Here is a 20318-nt window from a genome sequence, read left to right on the forward strand (position 1 = left end):
GGTTAACCCTTGTTTTTATTCAGCAGGTTCGCCAGCCAGGTGACGAGCAGCACCACGGCGAAATAGGAGATGACCAGCGCGCTGGTAAAGTGCCCGCTGCCGTTGCGCATGTTGTACAGGTAGACCTGCAGCGTTTCATACTGGCTGCCCACCAGCAGGTTGGCGAACACGAACTCGCCGATCAGGAACGAGAACGACAGCAGCACGGCGATCGTTCCGCCCTTACGCAGGTTCGGCAGCACCACCCACAGCGCCGCCTGCCAGGTGCTGGCGCCGAGCAGGTGCGCGGCGTCCATCAGATCGCGCAGGTTGATCGCCTGCATGTTGTTGCTGATGGCGCGGTAGATAAACGGCAGCGCGATGGTGAAATAGCAGCCCACCAAAATCCAGGGAGTGCCGAGCAGCGGCAGCGGATCGGCGGCGAACAGCTGCATCAGCCCCACCGCCGACACCACCGGCGGCACGGCGAACGGCAGCAGAATCAGCACGTTCATCACCGCGTCCAGCTTGGGAAAGTAGTAAGCGATCACAAACATCGCCGGCAGGATCACCACCACCGACAGCAGCAGCGTGCCGAAGCAGATCAACAGCGAGTGCCACAGCGCCTGCAAAAAGCGCGGGTCGCTCCACAGCGCCGTCAGCCACTTCAGGGTAAAACCGTCCGGCAAAATGGTGGCGCCCCACTGGGTGGCCAGCGCATAAATCAGCGTCGCCGCCAGCGGCAACAGCAGGATCAGCAGCAGCAGGCCGGTCACCGTGCGATGGTACAGGCGTTCAGCACGCGACATGAGCATTCTCCATCCGATTATGAGCGCGCATTGAGGTAGCTCCTGCGCAGCATCCACTGGTGGATCACCGTGATAAACGCCATCATCACCACCAGCAGCATCGCCAGCGCGCTGGCCAGGTTCGGATCGAGGGAGATGTCCCCCGCCACCAATGCCGAGATGCGGATCGGGATCACGTTGAAGTTGCCGGTGGTCAGCGCGTAGACCGTAGCGTAGGCGCCCAGCGCGTTAGCCAGCAGAATGACGAAGGTGCCCATCAGCGCCGGCGCCAGCACCGGCAGGCCGATATGCCGCCAGTAGCGCCAGGGGCCGGCGCCGAGCAGCGCCGCCGACTCGCGCCAATCGGCGCGCAGCGCGTCGAACGCCGGATACAGCAACAGCACCCCCAGTGGGATCTGGAAGTAGGTATACAGCACGATCAGGCCGCTCTTCGAATAGAGATTGAAGCTCTCCATCAAACCGTATTTGCGCAGCAACAGCGTCAGGCAACCGTTCAGCCCCAGCAGAATGACGAAGGCGAACGCCAGCGGCACCCCGGCGAAGTTGCTGGTCATGTTGGTGAACGACATCACGAAGTCATGAAATCGGGTCTGGCCGAGCTGGCGCAGCGAGTAACTGCCCACTAACGCAATCAACAAGCCGTAGACGCTCGACCACAGCGAGATCTCCAGCGAGAACTGAAAGGCCTGCAGGTAGAACGGCGAGGTGAGGATATCGACATAGTTGCCCCATCCCCAGCCGCCGGTCTCACTGAAAAAGCTGTGAACGGCGATCCACACCAGCGGGGCGATCTGAAACGCGCCGAACAGCACGATAAACGGCAACAGGCACAGCGCGGCGATCCATTTGGTTTTGCCGTTCATCGCGCATCCTGCGCCAGCAGCGCCCGGCAGCGCGGCTTGTCGTGCGGCGCCTGCAGCAGATCGCAGATCGTGCCGCACAGCTCGGTTTGCTGCGGATCGGCATCGTCCTGGCTGAAGCCCGAGCCGAACACGAACAGCGGCACCTGGCGCTCTTCCGGCAACACGCCGCCGTGGCTGCGATCGTCGTTCATGCCGTGATCGGCGGTGACCAGCACCTGATAACCGGCCGCCAGCCACTCGGGCAGATAGCGCGACAGCGAGCCGTCGGCGCGCCGCGCCGCATTGCGGTACTGCGGCGAAGAGAGGCCGAAGCGGTGCCCGGCGTCGTCGATGTTCATCGGGTGGATCAGCAGGAAATCCGGCTGATGCCGCAGGCGCAGGCTTTCGGCGTCGTCGAACAGATGGCTGTCAGGGTAGCCGTCGTCGTAATAGAAATGCCCGTGCTGGATCGGCAGCTCGGGGGCGTCGGTATGGCGGTCGCGCGCGGCGTCGAACGGCGTGCGGTTATACAATTCGCTGAACCAATGATACGCGGCGGCGGCGGTGGTCAACCCGGCGGCGCGCGCGTAATGAAACACGCTTTGTTGATGAGAAAGGCGCGAGACGTGGTTGTGCACCACGCCGCTCTCCACCGGCGTGACGCCGGTGAGGATGCATTCATACAGCGGCCGGGAGAGCGAGGGCAGCTCGCTCTCCAACAGGTACAACCGTCCGCGTCCCGCCGCGCATTCGGCCTGCAGATAGCCCATGGCGTCGTGCGCCACCCGGTAGTTGAGGCCGTCCAGCAGCACGAGGATCGTTTTCATGGTGCGTTAACTCACTGCTGCATAAACATAATGACGTTTTCCTGCCACAGACGCGGCAGCGCTTTGGCGCTCTGTTCCCAGGCCGCCGGATCGGCGATCGGGTGCGCGTTCTTGTACTGCTCGGCCGGCAGCAGCTTGGCCTTGACGTCGTCCGGCAACGTCAGATGCTCGGCGCGGATCGGGCGCGCATAGCCGCGCGCCAGGTTGATCTGGCCGGCGTCGGAGAAGATGTATTCGCGCGCCAGCTTGGCGGCGTTCGGGTGCTTGGCGTATTTGTTGATGATGGTGGTGTAGCCGGAGGTGATCGAGCCGTCCGACGGGATCAGCACTTCAAAACGGGTTTTGTCGATCTGATCGCGGTAGTTCAGGCCGTTGAAGTCCCACACCACGCCAACCTGCACTTCCCCTTTCTCCAGCGATGCGATCACCGGATTGCTCAGGCTCAGACGGCCGGCCTTGGCCAGCTTGCCGAAGAATTCCAGGCCCGGCTTGAGGTTTTTCTCGTTGCCGCCCATGGCGTAGGTGGCCGCCAGCACGCCGCTGGCCGCCTGCGACGCGGTGCCGACGTCGCCGATGGTGACCTGATAGCTGCCCTTCAGCAGATCGGCCCAGCTGTGCGGAATGTCTTTCACCTGCTGTTTATTGATGATGAAGGCGATAGTGCCGGTGTAAGCCAGCGCCCAGTGGCCGTCTTGGTCTTTCGCCCACTCCGGCACCTGATCCCAGGTAGAGGGTTTGTACGGCTGCGTCACGCCCTTCTGCACCGCCACCGGGCCGAAGGCCGCGCCGACGTCACCAATGTCCGCCGTGGCGTTGTTCTTTTCCGCATCGAATTTGGCGATCTCCTGCGCGGAGCTCATGTCGGTATCGACATGCTTCAGGCCATATTTGCTCAACAGATCTTGCCAGGTGCCTTTCCAGTTGGCCCAGCTGTCCGGCATGCCGACGCTGTTGACTTCGCCTTCTTTCTTCGCGGCCTGCTCCAGCGCCGCCAGATCGGTATCCGCGGCCCAGCTCATCTGGCTGGATAACACGATGGCACTGGTTAACACAGAAGCGCACAAACGTTTCATAACTGATGCTCCAGGTGGTAGTGTGGGGAGGGCTGGACTAGTCCAGCAAGGACCAAACCAATCTAACGGACGAATGTGATAATTATATGTCAGCTTAAAAAAGCGACGGTTTTATCACCCATTGCAACGGCGAAAACGCGACGCTGGTCTACCTTAAGGGAGGCCAAACGCACTGAAACGGGACACCCGCTGTATGAGTGAAGCACCGACGACCGTAGCCACCATCTGCCAAACGCTGAACGCGCGCATCGCCGCAGGCGAGTTCGCCGTGGGCGGCAAGCTGCCCTCCGAACGCGCCCTGAGCGAACAGTTCGCCACCACCCGCATTACCTTGCAGGAGGCGCTCGGCCAACTGGAGGCGCAGGGGGTCATCTACCGCCAGGTGCGGCGCGGCTGGTTCATTTCGCCCCCGCGTCTTATCTACAACCCGCTGCAGCGTAGCCATTTTCACGCCATGGCGCAGCAACAGGGGCGCGCCGCCCATACCGAGGCGATCGACAGCGCGGTAGTCACGCTCGACGCGCCGCTGGCCGGCCGCCTGGCGCTGCCCCCCGGCGCCGAGGCCTATCGCATTCGCCGGCTGCGCTACATCGACGGGCGCGCGGTGCTGTACTGCGAGCACTACCTCAACCCGGCCTACTTCCCCGGCATACTGGACGAAGATCTGACCCAGTCGCTGACCGCGCTGTACGCCGCGCGCTACGGCATTCACTACGGCCGGGTGCGTTTCGACATGCTGCCCACCCTGCTGCCGCAGCAGGCCGCCGCCATGCTGAAGGTGACCTACGGCAGCCCGGCGCTGTTCATTACGCGGGTTAACCGCGATCAGCACGACCGGGTGATCGATTGCGATCTGGAGTATTGGCGTTACGATGCGCTGCACATCGACGTGGAAGCGCAGTAAATGACAAGGGCGCATCGCTGCGCCCTTAAAGAGGAAATCAGTCGGCGTCGTAGCCGAGGTTAGGCGCCAGCCAGCGTTCGACCTCGCTCACGCTCATCCCTTTACGCGCCGCGTAGTCTTCCACCTGATCGCGCTGGATCTGCGCCACCGCGAAGTACTTGCTTTCAGGATGGCTGAAGTACCAGCCGGACACCGCCGCGCCCGGCCACATGGCGAAGGACTCCGTCAGCTCCATGCCGGTGTGGCGGTTGACGTCCAGCAGCTGCCAGATGGTCGCTTTCTCGGTGTGTTCCGGACAGGCGGGGTAGCCCGGCGCCGGCCGGATACCCTGATAGTTTTCGCGGATCAGCTCTTCGTTGCTCAGGCTCTCGTCGGCGGCATAGCCCCAGTGCAGCTTGCGCACCTGCTCATGCAGGTATTCGGCGAAGGCCTCCGCCAGGCGATCCGCCAGCGCCTTGACCATGATTTTGTTGTAATCGTCGTGCTGCGCGTCGTACGCCGCCGCCAGCGCGTCCTCCTCCAGCCCGCCGGTCACCGCGAAGGCGCCGAAGTAGTCGGCCTTGCCGCTGCTTTTCGGCGCCACGAAATCCGCCAGGCAGTAGTTCGGGAAGTCGGTTTTTTCCGTCTGCTGGCGCAGATGGCGGCTCACCGCCAGCACCTCGTCACGCCGTTCGTCGCAGTACACCTCCACGTCATCGCCGACGCGGTTGGCCGGGAACAGACCGTAAACGCCGCGCGGGTTGAGGCTGCGCTCGGCGGCCAGCCGATCCAGCATCTGATTGGCGTCGTGGAACAGGCGCTTGGCCTCTTCCCCCACCACCTCGTCTTCCAGGATGCGCGGGTATTTGCCCGCCAGCGACCAGGTCATGAAGAACGGCGTCCAGTCGATATAGTGGCGCAGCGTCTCGATGCCGGCCGCCACCGGGAACACGCCGAGCTGCCGCGGCACAGGCGGCTGATAATCGGCCCAGTCCAGCGCCATGGCGTTGGCGCGCGCCTTCTGCAAATCGACCGGCGGCGTGCGCGGCTTTTTGCGCGCATGCTGAATGCGCACCGTTTCATACTCTTTGCGGGTGCGCGCCACAAACTCGTCGCGCTGGGTGGCGGACAGCAGCGCCGACACCACGCCCACGGTGCGCGAGGCGTTTTGCACGTAGGTGGTCGGGCCGCTGTAGTTTTGTTCGATTTTCACCGCGGTGTGCGCCTTGGAGGTGGTGGCGCCGCCGATCAGCAGCGGCAACGTAAAGCCCTGGCGCTCCATCTCTTTGGCCACGTTGACCATCTCGTCCAGCGATGGCGTGATCAGACCCGACAGGCCGATGATGTCCACGTTCTCCTCGCGCGCGGTGCGCAGGATTTTCTCCGTCGGCACCATCACGCCCAGATCGACGATTTCATAGTTGTTACACTGCAGTACCACGCCGACGATGTTCTTGCCGATGTCATGCACGTCGCCCTTCACCGTCGCCAACAGGATTTTGCCCGCGGAGGTGCCCTGCTGCTTGCTGGCCTCGATGTAGGGTTCCAGGTAGGCCACCGCCTGCTTCATCACGCGGGCGGATTTCACCACCTGCGGCAGGAACATCTTGCCCTCGCCGAACAGATCGCCGACCACGTTCATCCCCGCCATCAGCGGCCCTTCGATCACTTCGATCGGGCGTTCGGCCTGCTGCCGCGCTTCTTCGGTGTCCAGCTCGATAAATTCGGTGATGCCCTTCACCAGCGAATACTCCAGCCGTTTCTCCACCGGCCAGCCACGCCACTCCGCCTGCTGCACCGCCACGTCATTATCTTTGCTGCCGCGGTACTTTTCCGCCAGCTCCAGCAGGCGTTCGGTGCCGTCCTCGCGACGGTTGAGGATCACGTCCTCCACCGCGTCGCGCAGCTCGGCGCTTAAATCGTCATAAATCGCCAGTTGCCCGGCGTTGACGATGCCCATGTCCATGCCGTTGCGAATGGCGTGATACAGGAACACCGCGTGGATCGCTTCACGCACCGGATCGTTGCCGCGGAACGAGAACGACACGTTGGACACGCCGCCGGAGATCATCGCGTGCGGCAGGTGGGTTTTGATGTCGGCACAGGCTTCGATAAAGTCGACGGCGTAGTTGTTGTGCTCTTCGATACCGGTAGCGACGGCGAAAATGTTCGGGTCGAAAATGATGTCTTCCGGCGGGAAGCCGACGCGCTCGGTCAGAATGTTATAGGCGCGGCGGCAGATCTCGAACTTGCGCTCGCGGGTGTCAGCCTGCCCCACTTCGTCGAACGCCATCACCACCACCGCGGCGCCATAACGGCGCACCAGTTTGGCGTGATGGATAAAGGCCTCTTCGCCCTCCTTCATCGAGATCGAGTTGACGATGCCCTTGCCCTGGATGCATTTCAGGCCTTTCTCGATAACGGACCACTTGGAGGAGTCGATCATGATCGGCACCCGGGCGATATCCGGCTCGCCGGCGATCAGGTTAAGGAAGCGCACCATCGCCGCTTCGGCGTCGAGCATCCCCTCGTCCATGTTGATGTCGATGATCTGCGCGCCGCTCTCAACCTGCTGGCGCGCCACGTCGAGCGCCTCGTTGTATTTCTCTTCTTTGATCAGCCGTTTGAATCGCGCCGAACCGGTGACGTTGGTGCGCTCGCCGACGTTGACGAACAGGGTGTTGGCATCGATGGTCAGCGGCTCCAGGCCCGCCAGGCGGCAGGCGACCGGGATCTCCGGCAGCCGGCGCGGCGGCACGCCCTCGACCACCTTGGCCATCGCGGCGATATGTTCCGGCGTGGTGCCGCAGCAGCCGCCGATGATATTGAGGAAGCCGGCCTGCGCCCACTCCCCGACCTGGCGCGCCATCTCGGCCGCATCCAGATCGTACTCGCCGAAGGCGTTCGGCAAACCGGCGTTCGGGTGCGCAGTGACGTAGGTCTCCGAGATGCGCGCCAGCTCAGCGACGTACTGACGCAGTTCGTCCGGGCCCAGGGCGCAGTTCAGGCCGAAGGTCAGCGGCTTGACGTGGCGCAGCGAATTGTAAAACGCTTCGGTGGTTTGGCCGGACAGGGTGCGGCCAGAGGCGTCGGTGATGGTGCCGGAAATCATGATCGGCAGTTCCACCCCCAGCGCTTCGAATTCGGTTTCCACCGCAAAGGCGGCGGCCTTGGCATTCAGGGTGTCGAAGATGGTTTCGATCATGATCAGATCGACGCCGCCCTCCACCAGCGCACGGGTCGATTCGCGGTAAGCCGTCACCAGCTCGTCGAACGAGATGTTGCGGAACGCCGGATCGTTGACGTTCGGCGAGATGGACGCGGTGCGGTTGGTCGGCCCCAGCACCCCGGCGACGTAGCGCGGTTTTTCCGGCGTGCGCGCCGTCCATTCGTCGGCGCAGGTGCGCGCCAGGCAGGCGGCCTGATAGTTAATCTCGGCGGACAGCGACTCCATGTGGTAGTCGGCCATGGCGATGGAGGTGGAGTTGAAGGTATTGGTTTCAAGGATATCGGCGCCCGCCTCGAGATAGGCGTAATGAATGGCGGCGATCACTTCCGGCTTGGTCAGCACCAGCAGATCGTTATTGCCTTTCAGATCGCTGCGCCAGTCGGCGAAACGCTCACCGCGGAAATCGCGCTCATCCAGACGGTAGCTCTGGATCATGGTGCCCATGCCGCCGTCCAACACCAAAATGCGCTGCGCTAACTGGCGGCGCAGTTGTTCTACTCGATTCGTCACTGTAACCCCTTCCATTGCCATCCAGCCCATTGCTCAACCGCCGCAAAAACCAACGAGTCATCCTAGCACAGCTTGTAGGGACAAAGGGGCAGACGACAATTGAGAGTTTTTCAGGTTGTGCGCCAACACCTCCGATGAGCTGACGGCGACTTGCAATTCATCGACAAAAAACGAAAATGAATTCCATCATACGGAAAAAGGAATCTCACCCATGGCCACCCCTGCTCCCGCCAAACGCGGCAAGAAGCCCCGCGCAGCAGCTCCGGCCGCCAGTGCGGCGACCGGCCAGGTACAATCGTTGACCCGTGGCCTGAAGCTGTTGGAGTACATTTCGGAAGCCCAGGGCAACGTGGCGCTGACCGATCTGGCCCAGCAGGCCGGCCTGCCGAACTCCACCACTCACCGCCTGCTCACCACCATGCAGCAGCAGGGATTCGTGCGCCAGGTCGGCGATCTCGGCCTGTGGACCATCGGCTCGCACGCCTTTGTGGTCGGCAGCAGCTTCCTGCAAAGCCGCAACCTGCTGGCGATGGTGCACCCGACGCTACGCCGCCTGATGGAAGAGTCCGGCGAAACCGTCAACCTGGCGGTGCTGGATACCAGCGAGTACCAGGCGATCATCATCGATCAGGTGCAGTGTACGGCGCTGATGCGCATGTCGGCGCCAATCGGCGGCAAACTGCCGATGCACGCCTCCGGCGCCGGCAAGGCGTTCCTCGCCACCCTGCCGGACGATCAGGTGACCAAACTGCTGCACAAGAAAGGCATGCACACCTACACGCCGCACACCCTGACGCCGCACAACCTGAAAGAGGGGCTGGCGCAGATCCGCAAACAGGGCTTCTCCTTTGACGACGAAGAGCACGCGCTCGGCCTGCGCTGCGTGGCGGCCTGCATCTTCGACGAGCACCGCGAAGCCTTCGCCGCCATCTCCATCTCCGGCCCGGTGTCGCGCATCACCGACGATCGCGTGATCGAGCTGGGGGCGCTGGTGATCCACGCGGCCAAAGAGATCAGCCTGGCCTATGGCGGCGTGCGCTGATCCAACCCCTCCGAGGGGCGCCCCTGCGCGCCCTCTCTCCTGATTCCTTGCTCTGTTGTCAGCATGTAACAGGCTGTCGGCATCCTGTGTAGCGCACGGGAAAAAAGCTTGAAGCCGATCACAGTTAACGATCCTCACGGCGAAAGCCCATTGCAACCGCTCAAACTTCCTTCGACAATGTTACCGATAACATGTTACCGGTAACAAACAAGCTGAACGAAGGTAACGTCACCCGGTGTTTTGGAGCCAAGCCATGACCAACAATCAAAATCGCATTTACGTCGTTATGGGCGTTTCCGGCAGCGGCAAGTCCGCCGTCGCCGCCGCCGCGGCCCGCCAACTCTCCGCCGGCTTCCTCGACGGCGACTTCCTGCATCCGCGCAGCAACATCCTGAAGATGGCCGCCGGCGAAGCGTTGAACGACGACGATCGCGCCCCGTGGCTGGCCGCGCTCAACGACGCCGCCTTCGCCATGCAGCGCACCAACAACGTGTCGATCATCGTCTGCTCGGCGCTGAAAAAGCAGTATCGCGACCGCCTGCGCGCCGGCAACGGCAACCTGTCGTTCATCTATCTGCACGGCGAGTTCCCGGTGATCGAATCCCGCCTGGCGGCGCGTAACGGCCACTTCTTCAAACCGCAGATGCTGGTCACCCAGTTCGCCGCGCTGGAGCAGCCGGGCGCCGACGAAAGCGACGTGATGGCGATCGACATCAACCAGCCGCTGGACGCGGTGATCGCCGATACCGTGCGCCATATCCAGAGCTTCCTGCCGCAGGACGTGTGCGCGTGAGTACCGTAACGCTGGTCGGTACCGCAGTCGGCTCGGTTTTACTGCTGTTATTCCTGGTGATGAAGGCGCGCATGCACGCCTTCGTCGCGCTGATGCTGGTGTCCATCGCCGCCGGCATCTTCTCCGGCATGCCGCTGGACCATATCGCCGACACCATGCAAAAAGGCATGGGTGACACGCTGGGCTTCCTGGCGATCGTGGTGGCGCTCGGGGCGATGTTCGGCAAGATCCTGCATGAGGTCGGCGCGCTCGATCAAATTGCGGCGCAATTGCTGAAACGATTCGGACAAAGCAAGGCGCACTACGCGCTCGGCATCGCCGGCCTGATCTGCGCGCTGCCGCTGTTCTTCGACGTGGCGGTGGTGCTGCTGATCGGCATCGTGTTCGCCGTGGCGCGCCGCACCGACGGCAATATCGTCAAGCTGGCCATTCCGCTGTTCGCCGGCGTGGCCGCCGCCGCCTCCTTCCTGCTGCCGGGGCCGGTGCCGATGCTGCTGGCTTCGCAGATGAAGGCCGACTTCGGCTGGATGATCGCCATCGGCCTGGTGGCGGCGGTGATCGGCATGCTGATCGCCGGCCCGCTGTACGGCAGCTTTATCAGCCGCTTCGTCAACTGGCCGATGCCGCCGGAAGAGAACGAGCCGACGTTGACCAAGGGCAATTTGCCGTCGTTCGGCTTCAGCCTGGCGCTGGTGCTGTGCCCGCTGGTGCTGGTCGGCATGAAGACCATCGGCGCGCGGCTGGTCACCCCCGGCTCGCAGCTGCAGCAGTGGCTGGAGTTTATCGGCCACCCGTTCACCGCCATTCTGCTGGCCTGCCTGATCGTGATTTACGGCCTGGCGAAGCCGCGCGGCATGAGCAACGAACAGACGCTGGCTATCTGCTCCGCCGCGGTGCAACCGGCCGGGATCATCCTGCTGATGACCGGCGCCGGCGGGGTGTTCAAACAGATCCTGGTGGATTCCGGCGTAGGGCCGGCGCTGGGTGACGCCATGATCGGCGCCGGCCTGCCGATCGCCGTAGCCGCCTTCGCGCTCTCCGCCATGGTGCGGGTGATTCAGGGCTCGGCCACCGTCGCCTGTCTGACCACCGTCGGCCTGGTGCTGCCGGTCACCAGCCAGCTCGGGCTGAACGGCGGGCAGCTGGCCGCGCTGGCTATCTGCATCGCTGGCGGCTCCATCGTGCTGAGCCACGTCAACGACGCCGGTTTCTGGCTGTTCGGCAAATTCACCGGCGCCAACGAACTGCAAACGCTGAAAACCTGGACGGTGATGGAAACGATTCTGGGCAGCGTCGGCGGCGCTATCGGCATGATTGCATTCACGATGTTTTAAATCCTAAATCGCCCCCGGCCTTGCACACCAGGGCTGCAAATCATCCCCGGGGGCACCGCCACAGGCGGCGACTATAACAACAGCAATGTGAGGAAGGCATGATTAACCCAACCTTGTCCCGTGTCACGCAGCGCATCATCCACCGTTCCCAGGCCAGCCGCGCCGCCTATCTGGCGCGCATCGAGGCGGCCCGTTCCCAAACCGTCCACCGCGCGCAGCTGGCCTGCGGCAACCTGGCCCACGGCTTCGCCGCCTGTCAGCCCGATGACAAGACGGCGCTGAAAAACATGGTGCGCAGCGATATCGCCATCATCACCGCCTACAACGACATGCTGTCGGCCCACCAGCCGTACGAACACTACCCGCAGCGGCTGAAGCAGGCGCTGAAGGCGGTGGGCGCCGTGGGCCAGGTGGCCGGCGGCGTGCCGGCGATGTGCGACGGCGTGACGCAGGGGCAGGACGGCATGGAACTGTCGCTGATGAGCCGCGACGTGATCGCCATGTCGGCCGCCGTCGGACTGTCGCATAACATGTTCGACGGCGCGCTGTTCCTCGGCATCTGCGACAAGATCGTGCCGGGGCTGGTGATGGCCGCCCTCTCCTTCGGCCACCTGCCCGCGCTGTTCGTGCCGGCCGGCCCGATGAGCAGCGGCCTGCCGAACAAGGAAAAGGTGCGCGTGCGCCAGCTGTACGCCGAGGGCAAGGCCGATCGTCTGGCGCTGCTGGAAGCCGAGGCCGCCTCCTATCACGGCATCGGCACCTGCACCTTCTACGGCACCGCCAACACCAACCAGATGGTGATGGAAGTGATGGGCCTGCACCTGCCGGGCGCCTCTTTCGTGCATCCGGATACGCCGCTGCGCGACGCGCTGAACGACGCCGCTGCGCGCCAGGTGACGCGACTGACCGACACCGCCGGCAACTACCTGCCGATCGGCCGCCTGGTGGACGAGAAAGTGGTGGTGAACGGCATCGTCTCGCTGCTGGCCACCGGCGGCTCCACCAACCTGACCATGCATCTGGTGGCGATGGCGCGCGCAGCGGGCATCATCATCACCTGGGACGATTTCTCGGAGCTGTCGGAGGCGGTACCGCTGCTGTGTCGCATCTACCCGAACGGCCCGGCCGACATCAACCAGTTCCAGGCCGCCGGCGGCGTGCCGCTGGTGGTGCGTGAGCTGTTGCAACACGGGCTGCTGCACGAAGACGTGCACACCGTGGCCGGTTTCGGCCTGCACCGCTACACCCAGGAACCGTGGCTGGATAATGGCCAGTTGGTGTGGCGCGAAGGCGTAGCCGGTTCGCTCGACGCCAGCGTAATCGCCAGCGTCGCTCAGCCGTTTGAGCATCACGGCGGCACCAAAGTGATGGCCGGCAATCTGGGGCGCGCGGTGATGAAAACCTCGGCGGTGCCCGCCGACAACCAGATCATCGAAGCGCCGGCGGTGGTGTTCGACAGCCAGCACGACATCGTGCCGGCGTTTGAAGCCGGCAAGCTGGATCGCGATTGCGTGGTGGTAGTGCGCTTCCAGGGGCCGCAGGCCAACGGCATGCCGGAGCTGCACAAACTGATGCCGCCGCTGGGCGTGCTGATGGATCGCGGCTTCAAAGTGGCGCTGGTGACCGACGGCCGCCTGTCAGGCGCCTCCGGCAAGGTGCCTTCCGCCATCCACGTCACCCCGGAAGCCTATACCGGCGGCCTGCTGGCGAAAGTGCGCGACGGCGATCCGATCCGCGTCAACGGCCGCAGCGGCGAGCTGCAGGTGCTGGTCGACGCCGACGAACTGGCCCAGCGCACGCCGTGCCAACCCGATCTGAGCGCAGAACACATCGGCTGCGGCCGCGAGCTGTTCGGCGCGCTGCGCAGCCAGCTGTCCGGCGCCGAGCAGGGCGCCTGCTGCATCACATTTTAATCGATAGCCTGGCCGCATCGCCGCCTGGCGGTGGCCACAAAGGAGAACGTCATCATGAACAAGTGGAAAACAAGCGCCGAGCAGATCCTGACGGCGGGGCCGGTGGTGCCGGTGATCGTGATCAACAAGCTGGAACATGCGGTGCCGTTGGCGAAAGCGCTGGTCGCCGGCGGCGTGCGGGTGTTGGAAGTGACGCTGCGCACCGCCTGCGCCATGGACGCCATTCGCGCCATCGCCCAAGAAGTGCCGGAAGCGATCATCGGCGCCGGTACCGTGATCAATCCGCAGCAGCTGCGTGAAGTGACCGAGGCCGGCGCGCAGTTCGCCATCAGCCCGGGGCTGACCGACGAGCTGCTCAAGGCGGCCACCGCCGGGTCCATTCCGCTTATTCCGGGCATCAGCACCGTTTCCGAACTGATGCTGGGCATGGATTACGGCCTGCGCGAGTTTAAATTCTTCCCGGCGGAAGCCAACGGCGGCGTAAAAGCGCTGCAGGCGATCGGCGGCCCGTTCCCGCAGGTGCGCTTCTGCCCGACCGGCGGCATCTCGCCGGACAACTACCGCAGCTATCTGGCGCTGAAAAGCGTGCTGTGCATCGGCGGCTCCTGGCTGGTGCCGGCGGACGCGCTGGAAAGCGGCGACTACGCGCGCATCACCGAACTGGCGCGCGCCGCCGTCGCGGGCGCCCAGGCCTGATTTACATCGCAGCGGTGGCGGCCGGCAGCGCCGCCCCGCTGCGCTGGCTGAACCGCTGCTTCTTGCGGTAAGCGAACACGTCTTCCACGTGCCCCTCGCGGATGCGCTGCTGTAACCCGCGCCAATACTCCGCGGTAAACAGATCGCTGTGCAATTCTTCAAACACCTGCCGAATGCGCCGATCGCCGCACAGGAAGTGGCGGAACTCCTCCGGGAACACGTCGTTGGGCGCGATGCTGTACCACGGCTCGCTGGCCAGCTCGTCCTCCGGATAGCGCGGCGGCGGAATGTCGCGGAAGTTGACCTCGGTCATGTAGCAAATTTCGTCGTAGTCGTAGAACACCACCCGCCCGTGGCGCGTCACGCCGAAGTTCTTGAACAGCATGTCGCCGGGGAAGATATTGGCGGCGGCCAGCTGCTTGATGGCATTGCCGTACTCTTCGATCGCATCGCGCATCTGCTGGTCGTTGGCCTGCTCCAGATACAGGTTCAGCGGCGTCATGCGCCGTTCCATATACAGATGTTTGATCACGATGCGATCGCCGAGATCTTCCAGCTTACCCGGCACTTCGCGCTGCAGCTCCGCCAACAGCGCCGGGCTGAGGCGCGCCTTGTCGACGACGAAATTCTCGTACTCCTGGGTATCCGCCATGCGCCCGACGCGGTCATGCTCTTTCACCAGCTGATAGCAGGCCATCACCTGTGCCTGCGTCACCTCTTTTTGCGGGGCGAATTCGTCTTTGATCACTTTAAACACCCGATCGAAGGATGGCAGGGTGAACACCAGCATCACCATGCCCTTCACCCCCGGCGCGATAATGAACTGCTCCTGCGACTGCGCCATAAAGGTCAGGTATTCGCGATAGCATTCGGTTTTGCCGTGCTTCTGGCAGCCGATCGCCATGTACAGCTCGGCGGTGGTTTTGCCCGGCAGGATCTCGCGCAGCCACTCCACCATCGCCGCCGGCAGCGGCGCATAGACCATGAAATAAGATCGGGCGAAGCCGAAGACGATGCTGGCCTCGGCCTTACCGGTCAGGCAGGCGTCGATAAACAGCGCGCCCGACTCGCTGTGGTGGATAGGCAGCAAGAACGGATAAACGCCGTCGGCCAGACGCAGCTTGCCGACCAGCCAGGCGGCCTTGTTGCGATAGAACAGTTCGTTGGCGATCTGGAAGGTTGCCCCCGCCAACTGCTGTGCGCTGAAGGCGCGTTGCAGCGCCTGAGTGATGTAGTGAATATCGCGCGTCAAATCCTCCCACGGCAGCCGCAGCGGCAGATCGCTCAGCACGCTGCGCAGCATCGCCGGCAGATCGCCATTGGGGGTGAAATCGCGCGCCAGCGGACGCGGGATGTCGCGAAAGCGCCGCTCCGGCTGCGAACTGAAGACGAACAGCTTGTCCGGCGTCAGATCGCGGTGCTTGAACAGCCGACAGTAGACCGAGTTAAAGAAGCTTTCGGCGATCTCGAAGCGCGGGTAGTCCGGCAGCAGGTCGATATAGACCGCTTTGACCCGGCTGGGGAAGTCGGCGTCGAAGTATTTCTGCCCGGTGATGCATTTGAGCTGCTCCACCACCAGGCCGACGTGATGGTCATACAGATGGATGCGTTTTTTCATCGCCCGCTGCACCGCCGGCCAGTCCGCCTGCTCGAAGCGCTGCTGCGCGCCGGCGGTCACTTCCAGAAAGCGGCCGTACTGCGCATCGAAGCCTTGCAGGATCGTCTGTGCGATCAACAACTCCAGTTTTGCCGCCATCCTTACCCCCCGCCAGAAAAAGAAGCCTGCGCATGCAGGCTCCGGATGAAACGTCTTTAAGCTTGCCGCATCAGAACTGCTGTTCTTCCGTCGAACCCGTCAGCGCAGTGACCGAAGAGGCGCCGCCCTGAATGATGGTGGTGACCTTGTCGAAGTAGCCGGTGCCCACCTCTTGCTGGTGCGACGCGAAGGTGTAACCGCGATCCACCGCGGCGAACTCCGCCTGCTGCACCTTCTCGACGTAGTGTTTCATGCCCTCGCCCTGCGCATAGGCGTGCGCCAGGTCGAACATGTTGAACCACATGCTGTGGATGCCCGCCAGCGTAATGAACTGATACTTGTAGCCCATGTCCGACAGCGCCTGCTGGAAGCGGGCGATGGTCTGGTCGTCGAGGTTCTTTTTCCAGTTGAACGACGGCGAGCAGTTGTAGGCCAGCAGCTTGCCCGGGTATTTGGCGTGGATGGCGTCGGCGAAGCGCTGAGCGGCATCCAGATCCGGCGTAGAGGTTTCGCACCACACCATGTCCGCGTAAGGGGCATAAGCCAGGCCGCGGCTGATCGCCTGCTCGACGCCGGCATGGGTGCGGAAGAAACCTTCCGCCGTGCGCTCGCCGGTGACGAAGGCGCTGTCATACGGATCGCAATCGGAGGTCAGCAGGTCGGCCGCATCGGCGTCGGTGCGGGCGATCACCAGCGTCGGCACGCCGAGCACGTCGGCCGCCAGGCGCGCGGCGACCAGTTTCTGGATCGCTTCCTGCGTCGGCACCAGCACTTTGCCGCCCATATGGCCGCATTTCTTCACCGCCGCCAGCTGATCTTCAAAGTGCACCCCGGCGGCGCCGGCGGTGATCATCGCTTTCATCAGCTCGAAGGCGTTCAGCACGCCGCCGAAGCCGGCTTCCGCATCGGCGACGATCGGCAGGAAATAATCGGTGTAGCCTTTGTTGCCCGGCTCAATCTGGTTCGCCCATTGGATCTGATCGGCGCGGCGGAAGGTATTGTTGATGCGCTCGACCACCTTCGGCACCGAGTCCACCGGATACAGCGACTGGTCAGGGTACATGGCCGCCGCGCTGTTGGCGTCCGCCGCCACCTGCCAACCGGACAGGTAGATAGCCTCGACGCCGGCCTTGGCCTGCTGCAGCGCCTGGCCGCCGGTGAGCGCGCCCAGGCAGTTCACGTAGCCTTTGCGCGCCTTGCCGTTCAGCAACGCCCACAGTTTGGCGGCACCGTTTTGCGCCAGAGTGCATTCCGGGTTGACCGAACCGCGCAGGTTGATCACGTCTTCGGCGCTGTAAGGGCGGGTGATGCCTTCCCAACGGGCCGATTTCCATTCCTGTTCCAGCTGCTGAATCTGTTGAGAGCGAGAGGTAGACATAATTTTTATCCTTTCAGTCGTGTAGGGTTGATTGGGAAAATTCAGGCCAGCAGCTCATAGCCGGGCAGCGTCAGGAAATCGATTAACTCATCTTGCGTGGTGATGCGCTCCATCAGGCGCGCCGCCTCTTCGTACCGGCCGGCGTTAAAGCGCGCTTCCCCCACTTCTTCACGCACCACCAACATCTCTTCTTGCAGCATCTGGCGGAACAGCGCCTTGGTGACCCGGCGCCCGTCGCTCAGGCTCTTCTCGTGGTGGATCCACTGCCAGATAGACGTACGGGAGATCTCCGCCGTGGCCGCATCTTCCATCAAACCGTAAATCGGTACGCAACCGTTGCCGGAGATCCAGGCTTCGATGTACTGCACCGCCACGCGAATATTGGCGCGCATCCCCGCTTCGGTACGCTCGCCATCGCACGGTTCCAGCAGCTGTGCGGCGCTGATCGGCGCGTCTTGCTCACGCAGCACCTCCAGCTGGTTTTGGCGATCGCCCAGCGCTTTGCCGAACACTTCCATCACCGTGTCCGCCAGCCCCGGGTGCGCCACCCAGGTGCCGTCGTGGCCGTTGCTGGCCTCCAGCTCTTTGTCCGCCCGTACCTTGTTCAGCACCCAGGCGTTTTTCTCGGCGTCTTTGCTCGGGATAAACGCCGCCATACCGCCCATGGCGAACGCGCCGCGCTTATGACAGGTTTTGATCAACAGACGCGAATAGGCGCTGAGGAAAGGTTTCTCCATGGTCACTGACTGACGATCCGGCAGCACGCGATCGCCGTGATTCTTCAGCGTTTTGATGTAGCTGAAGATGTAATCCCAGCGGCCGCAGTTCAGACCCACGATGTGATCGCGCAGGTGGTAGAGGATTTCGTCCATCTGGAACACCGCCGGCAGGGTTTCGATCAGCACGGTCGCTTTGATGGTGCCGCGCGGCAGATCGAAACGATCCTCGGTAAAGCTGAAGACATCGCTCCACCAGGCCGCTTCTTCCCAGGACTGGGTTTTCGGCAGGTAGAAATACGGGCCGCTGCCCTTGGCCAACAGTTGGCGATAGTTGTGGTAGAAGTACAGCGCGAAATCGAACAGGCCGCCGGGAATGGCTTCATCACGCCACAGCACGTGCTTCTCCGGCAGATGCAGGCCGCGCACGCGAGCGATCAATACCGCCGGGTTCGGTTTCAGCTGGTAGATTTTGCCGGCTTCATTGGTGTAGGAAATGGTGCCGTTAACCGCATCGTGCAGGTTGATTTGGCCGTCGATGACTTTGTCCCAGCTTGGCGCCAGCGAGTCTTCGAAGTCCGCCATAAACACTTTTACGTTGGCGTTAAGCGCATTGATCACCATCTTGCGCTCGACCGGACCGGTGATCTCGACCCGGCGGTCACGCAGATCTTGCGGAATGCCGCGGATCTGCCAGTCACCTTCACGAATGGAAGTGGTTTCCGAAATAAACCCCGGCAGTTCGCCGCGATCGATATTTTGCTGCCAGCGGACACGCGCCGCCAGCAGCTCGTTGCGCCGCGGCGTGAATTTCCCCACCAGTTCCGCCAGGAATTCAACCGCTTTATCGGTCAACACCTGGCGCTCCGCTGCGGCGAAACCCTGCGTAAACCTTAACTCCGTGCCTGCTATCTGTTGCGTCATGACCTTGCTCCTTCCCATCGTTGCGCCCGAGCGACCGGCGCATTTTCATCAGAAATCACTGTGGATCAGGGCGGATGAAACGATCCTCAACTGGTCAGATCTCATCCCGATAGCTCTAAGAATACTCAACAAAAAATAAAAATCAAAAACCATTTCCATTTTATTATTAAATATTTTATTAACACTTTATTATCAACTAGTTAGATAAGATAACAATAATGACAGGTAAGGAAATCGCTTCCAGTAAATTGATAAAGACGCACTAACGCCTTGTTGGACAATAGATTTTTTGGAGAAGTGACGGATAAAAAGAAGGGCGTGCAGAGGATCAACGGAGCGGCGGCCTCGATTCAGCCGCCGGCAGGCAGAAAAGATCAGTCGAGCGTCGGATTCATATGACGCAGATCGTACGGCGTGATCTGGTAGACGTAATAGTTGAGCCAGTTGGAAAACAGCAGATGGCCATGGCTGCGCCAGGTGGCTTTCGGTGTCAGTGCGGGGTTGTCATCCGGGAAGTAGTTGAGCGGAACGGCGGGATCGAGGCCAGCTTCGTGGTCGCGACAATACTCCCCCGCCAGGGTCAGCGCATCATACTCCGGATGGCCGGTGACGAACGCCAGGCGCTTATCCCTGCTGGCGAACAGGTAGGCGCCCGCCTGTTCGGATTCGGCCAGAATATCCAGGTCGGTATATTGGCGAATCACCTCGGTCGGGAAATCGGCATAGCGTGAATGCGGCGCCAGGAAACTTTCGTCGAAGCCGCGCGTCAGCAACGCATGCTGCTGTAGCGTTTGGTGCGGGTAAACGCCGGAGAGCTTCACTTCGCGCGTCATCTTGGGAATGCCATACAGAATATTCAACGCCGCCTGTACCGCCCAGCACACGAACAGCGTGGAGGTAACGTGGTGCTTGGCCCAGTCGATCACGCGCTCGATCTGTGGCCAATAGGCAACATCGCAGAAATCGACCAGCCCCAGCGGCGCGCCGGTGACGATCAGACCATCGAAGTTCTCGTTCTGGATATCCTCGAAGTCGCAGTAGAAGTTATTCAGATGCTCGGCCGGCGTGTTCTTCGATTCGCGGCTGTCGATACGCAGCAGCTGGATATCAATCTGCAGCGGCGAGTTGGACAGCAGGCGCAAAAACTGATTTTCCGTTTCGATCTTCTTTGGCATCAGGTTGAGGATCAGCACTTTCAGTGGCCTGATTTCCTGTGTTTTTGCCCGCGAGGATGTCATCACGAAGACATTCTCACCGCGCAAGAAATTGACCGCAGGTAACTCATCAGGAACACGAATCGGCATTGCTTAACCCTCACACATCCATTTATACGTTTAGACTTCTAGATGCCCGAAGATAGCGTTTTTTTCCGTCGCTGTCGAGCATTCAGCGGAAAGGTGAAAATGTTTCATTGCGCGATCTGCGCCAAGATATGAGTAGAGAGAGTAAAAGGACTGAAAAGCCAAAAGGCCATCCTTTCGGATGGCCTCTTGGCTTATTTGATGCCTGGCAGTGTCCTACTCTCGCATGGGGAGACCCCACACTACCATCGGCGCTACGGCGTTTCACTTCTGAGTTCGGCATGGGGTCAGGTGGGACCACCGCGCTATTGCC

At 62.2% G+C, this 20318-nt stretch carries 15 protein-coding genes and 1 rRNA gene; 6 read left to right on the top strand and 10 right to left on the bottom strand.

All coding sequences use genetic code 11. The features are described 5' to 3' along the window. Positions 1 to 2 precede the first annotated feature (2 nt). Genes ACJ8IN_RS22850 through ACJ8IN_RS22865 form a run of 4 tightly spaced genes read right to left on the bottom strand, consistent with a single transcriptional unit; the run spans position 3 to position 3530 of the window. The gene (locus ACJ8IN_RS22850) at positions 3 to 788 is read right to left on the bottom strand and encodes an ABC transporter permease (RefSeq protein WP_033636228.1); all 786 of its coding nucleotides are present in this window, start codon (positions 786 to 788) and stop codon (positions 3 to 5) included. Positions 789 to 805: 17 nt separating this feature from the next. Beyond that, positions 806 to 1651 (bottom strand): ABC transporter permease, encoded by an 846-nt coding sequence (locus tag ACJ8IN_RS22855; RefSeq protein ID WP_033649696.1) that lies wholly within the window; start codon positions 1649 to 1651, stop codon positions 806 to 808. After that, positions 1648 to 2457: an alkaline phosphatase family protein gene (locus ACJ8IN_RS22860; protein WP_033636230.1), complete on the bottom strand. Its 810-nt coding sequence runs from the start codon at positions 2455 to 2457 to the stop codon at positions 1648 to 1650. Before ACJ8IN_RS22860 ends, ACJ8IN_RS22855 begins: the two co-directional genes overlap by 4 nt. A gap of 11 nt (positions 2458 to 2468) precedes the next feature. Next, positions 2469 to 3530, bottom strand: coding sequence for an ABC transporter substrate-binding protein (locus tag ACJ8IN_RS22865; RefSeq protein WP_033649694.1), 1062 nt, complete (start codon positions 3528 to 3530; stop codon positions 2469 to 2471). A gap of 193 nt (positions 3531 to 3723) precedes the next feature. Here ACJ8IN_RS22865 and ACJ8IN_RS22870 point away from each other — a divergent pair, with 193 nt between their 5' ends. Beyond that, a complete protein-coding gene (locus ACJ8IN_RS22870; RefSeq protein WP_033649693.1) occupies positions 3724 to 4434 on the top strand; it encodes a UTRA domain-containing protein in 711 nt (236 codons plus the stop codon). Positions 4435 to 4471: 37 nt separating this feature from the next. On the opposite strand, the gene metH is transcribed toward ACJ8IN_RS22870, so the two are convergent. Beyond that, positions 4472 to 8167 carry a methionine synthase gene (metH, locus tag ACJ8IN_RS22875; RefSeq protein WP_154640464.1) on the bottom strand — a complete coding sequence of 1232 codons (3696 nt, stop codon included), beginning with the start codon at positions 8165 to 8167 and terminating at the stop codon, positions 4472 to 4474. 196 nt (positions 8168 to 8363) lie between these two features. Here metH and iclR point away from each other — a divergent pair, with 196 nt between their 5' ends. The 5 genes from iclR to ACJ8IN_RS22900 all read left to right on the top strand — a co-directional run bounded on the left by iclR (position 8364) and on the right by ACJ8IN_RS22900 (position 13930). Continuing rightward, positions 8364 to 9194, top strand: coding sequence for a glyoxylate bypass operon transcriptional repressor IclR (gene iclR / locus ACJ8IN_RS22880; RefSeq protein ID WP_004936648.1), 831 nt, complete (start codon positions 8364 to 8366; stop codon positions 9192 to 9194). Positions 9195 to 9447: 253 nt separating this feature from the next. After that, on the top strand, positions 9448 to 9987 hold the full coding sequence (gene gntK / locus ACJ8IN_RS22885) for a gluconokinase (RefSeq protein ID WP_033636235.1): 540 nt from the start codon (positions 9448 to 9450) through the stop codon (positions 9985 to 9987). After that, entirely contained in the window at positions 9984 to 11321 is a 1338-nt protein-coding gene (gene gntU / locus ACJ8IN_RS22890; protein ID WP_033649721.1) for a gluconate transporter, read from the top strand. The genes gntK and gntU overlap by 4 nt, the downstream gene beginning before the upstream one ends. Positions 11322 to 11419: 98 nt before the next feature. Next, the gene (gene edd / locus ACJ8IN_RS22895; RefSeq protein ID WP_041036924.1) at positions 11420 to 13234 is read left to right on the top strand and encodes a phosphogluconate dehydratase; all 1815 of its coding nucleotides are present in this window, start codon (positions 11420 to 11422) and stop codon (positions 13232 to 13234) included. A gap of 54 nt (positions 13235 to 13288) precedes the next feature. Further along, positions 13289 to 13930, top strand: a complete 642-nt coding sequence (locus ACJ8IN_RS22900; RefSeq protein ID WP_033649689.1) for a bifunctional 4-hydroxy-2-oxoglutarate aldolase/2-dehydro-3-deoxy-phosphogluconate aldolase — start codon at positions 13289 to 13291, stop codon at positions 13928 to 13930. A 1-nt stretch (position 13931) separates the two neighbouring features. Here ACJ8IN_RS22900 and aceK read toward each other — a convergent pair whose 3' ends face one another. From aceK to rrf, 5 genes are all read right to left on the bottom strand, one after another. Beyond that, complete coding sequence (aceK, locus tag ACJ8IN_RS22905; RefSeq protein WP_033649688.1) at positions 13932 to 15686, bottom strand: bifunctional isocitrate dehydrogenase kinase/phosphatase; 1755 nt, start codon at positions 15684 to 15686, stop codon at positions 13932 to 13934. A 70-nt stretch (positions 15687 to 15756) separates the two neighbouring features. Next, positions 15757 to 17064, bottom strand: coding sequence for an isocitrate lyase (gene aceA, locus ACJ8IN_RS22910; RefSeq protein WP_060425046.1), 1308 nt, complete (start codon positions 17062 to 17064; stop codon positions 15757 to 15759). Between the two features lie 41 nt (positions 17065 to 17105). Next, positions 17106 to 18704: a malate synthase A gene (gene aceB / locus ACJ8IN_RS22915; protein ID WP_060425049.1), complete on the bottom strand. Its 1599-nt coding sequence runs from the start codon at positions 18702 to 18704 to the stop codon at positions 17106 to 17108. Between the two features lie 374 nt (positions 18705 to 19078). After that, on the bottom strand, positions 19079 to 20008 hold the full coding sequence (gene metA / locus ACJ8IN_RS22920) for a homoserine O-acetyltransferase MetA (protein ID WP_033654730.1): 930 nt from the start codon (positions 20006 to 20008) through the stop codon (positions 19079 to 19081). 200 nt (positions 20009 to 20208) lie between these two features. Then, positions 20209 to 20318 (bottom strand): 5S ribosomal RNA (gene rrf, locus ACJ8IN_RS22925); the annotation flags it as partial.

The sequence above is a fragment of the Serratia sp. CY31944 genome (assembly GCF_052169175.1).
Lineage (GTDB): Bacteria > Pseudomonadota > Gammaproteobacteria > Enterobacterales > Enterobacteriaceae > Serratia > Serratia sarumanii.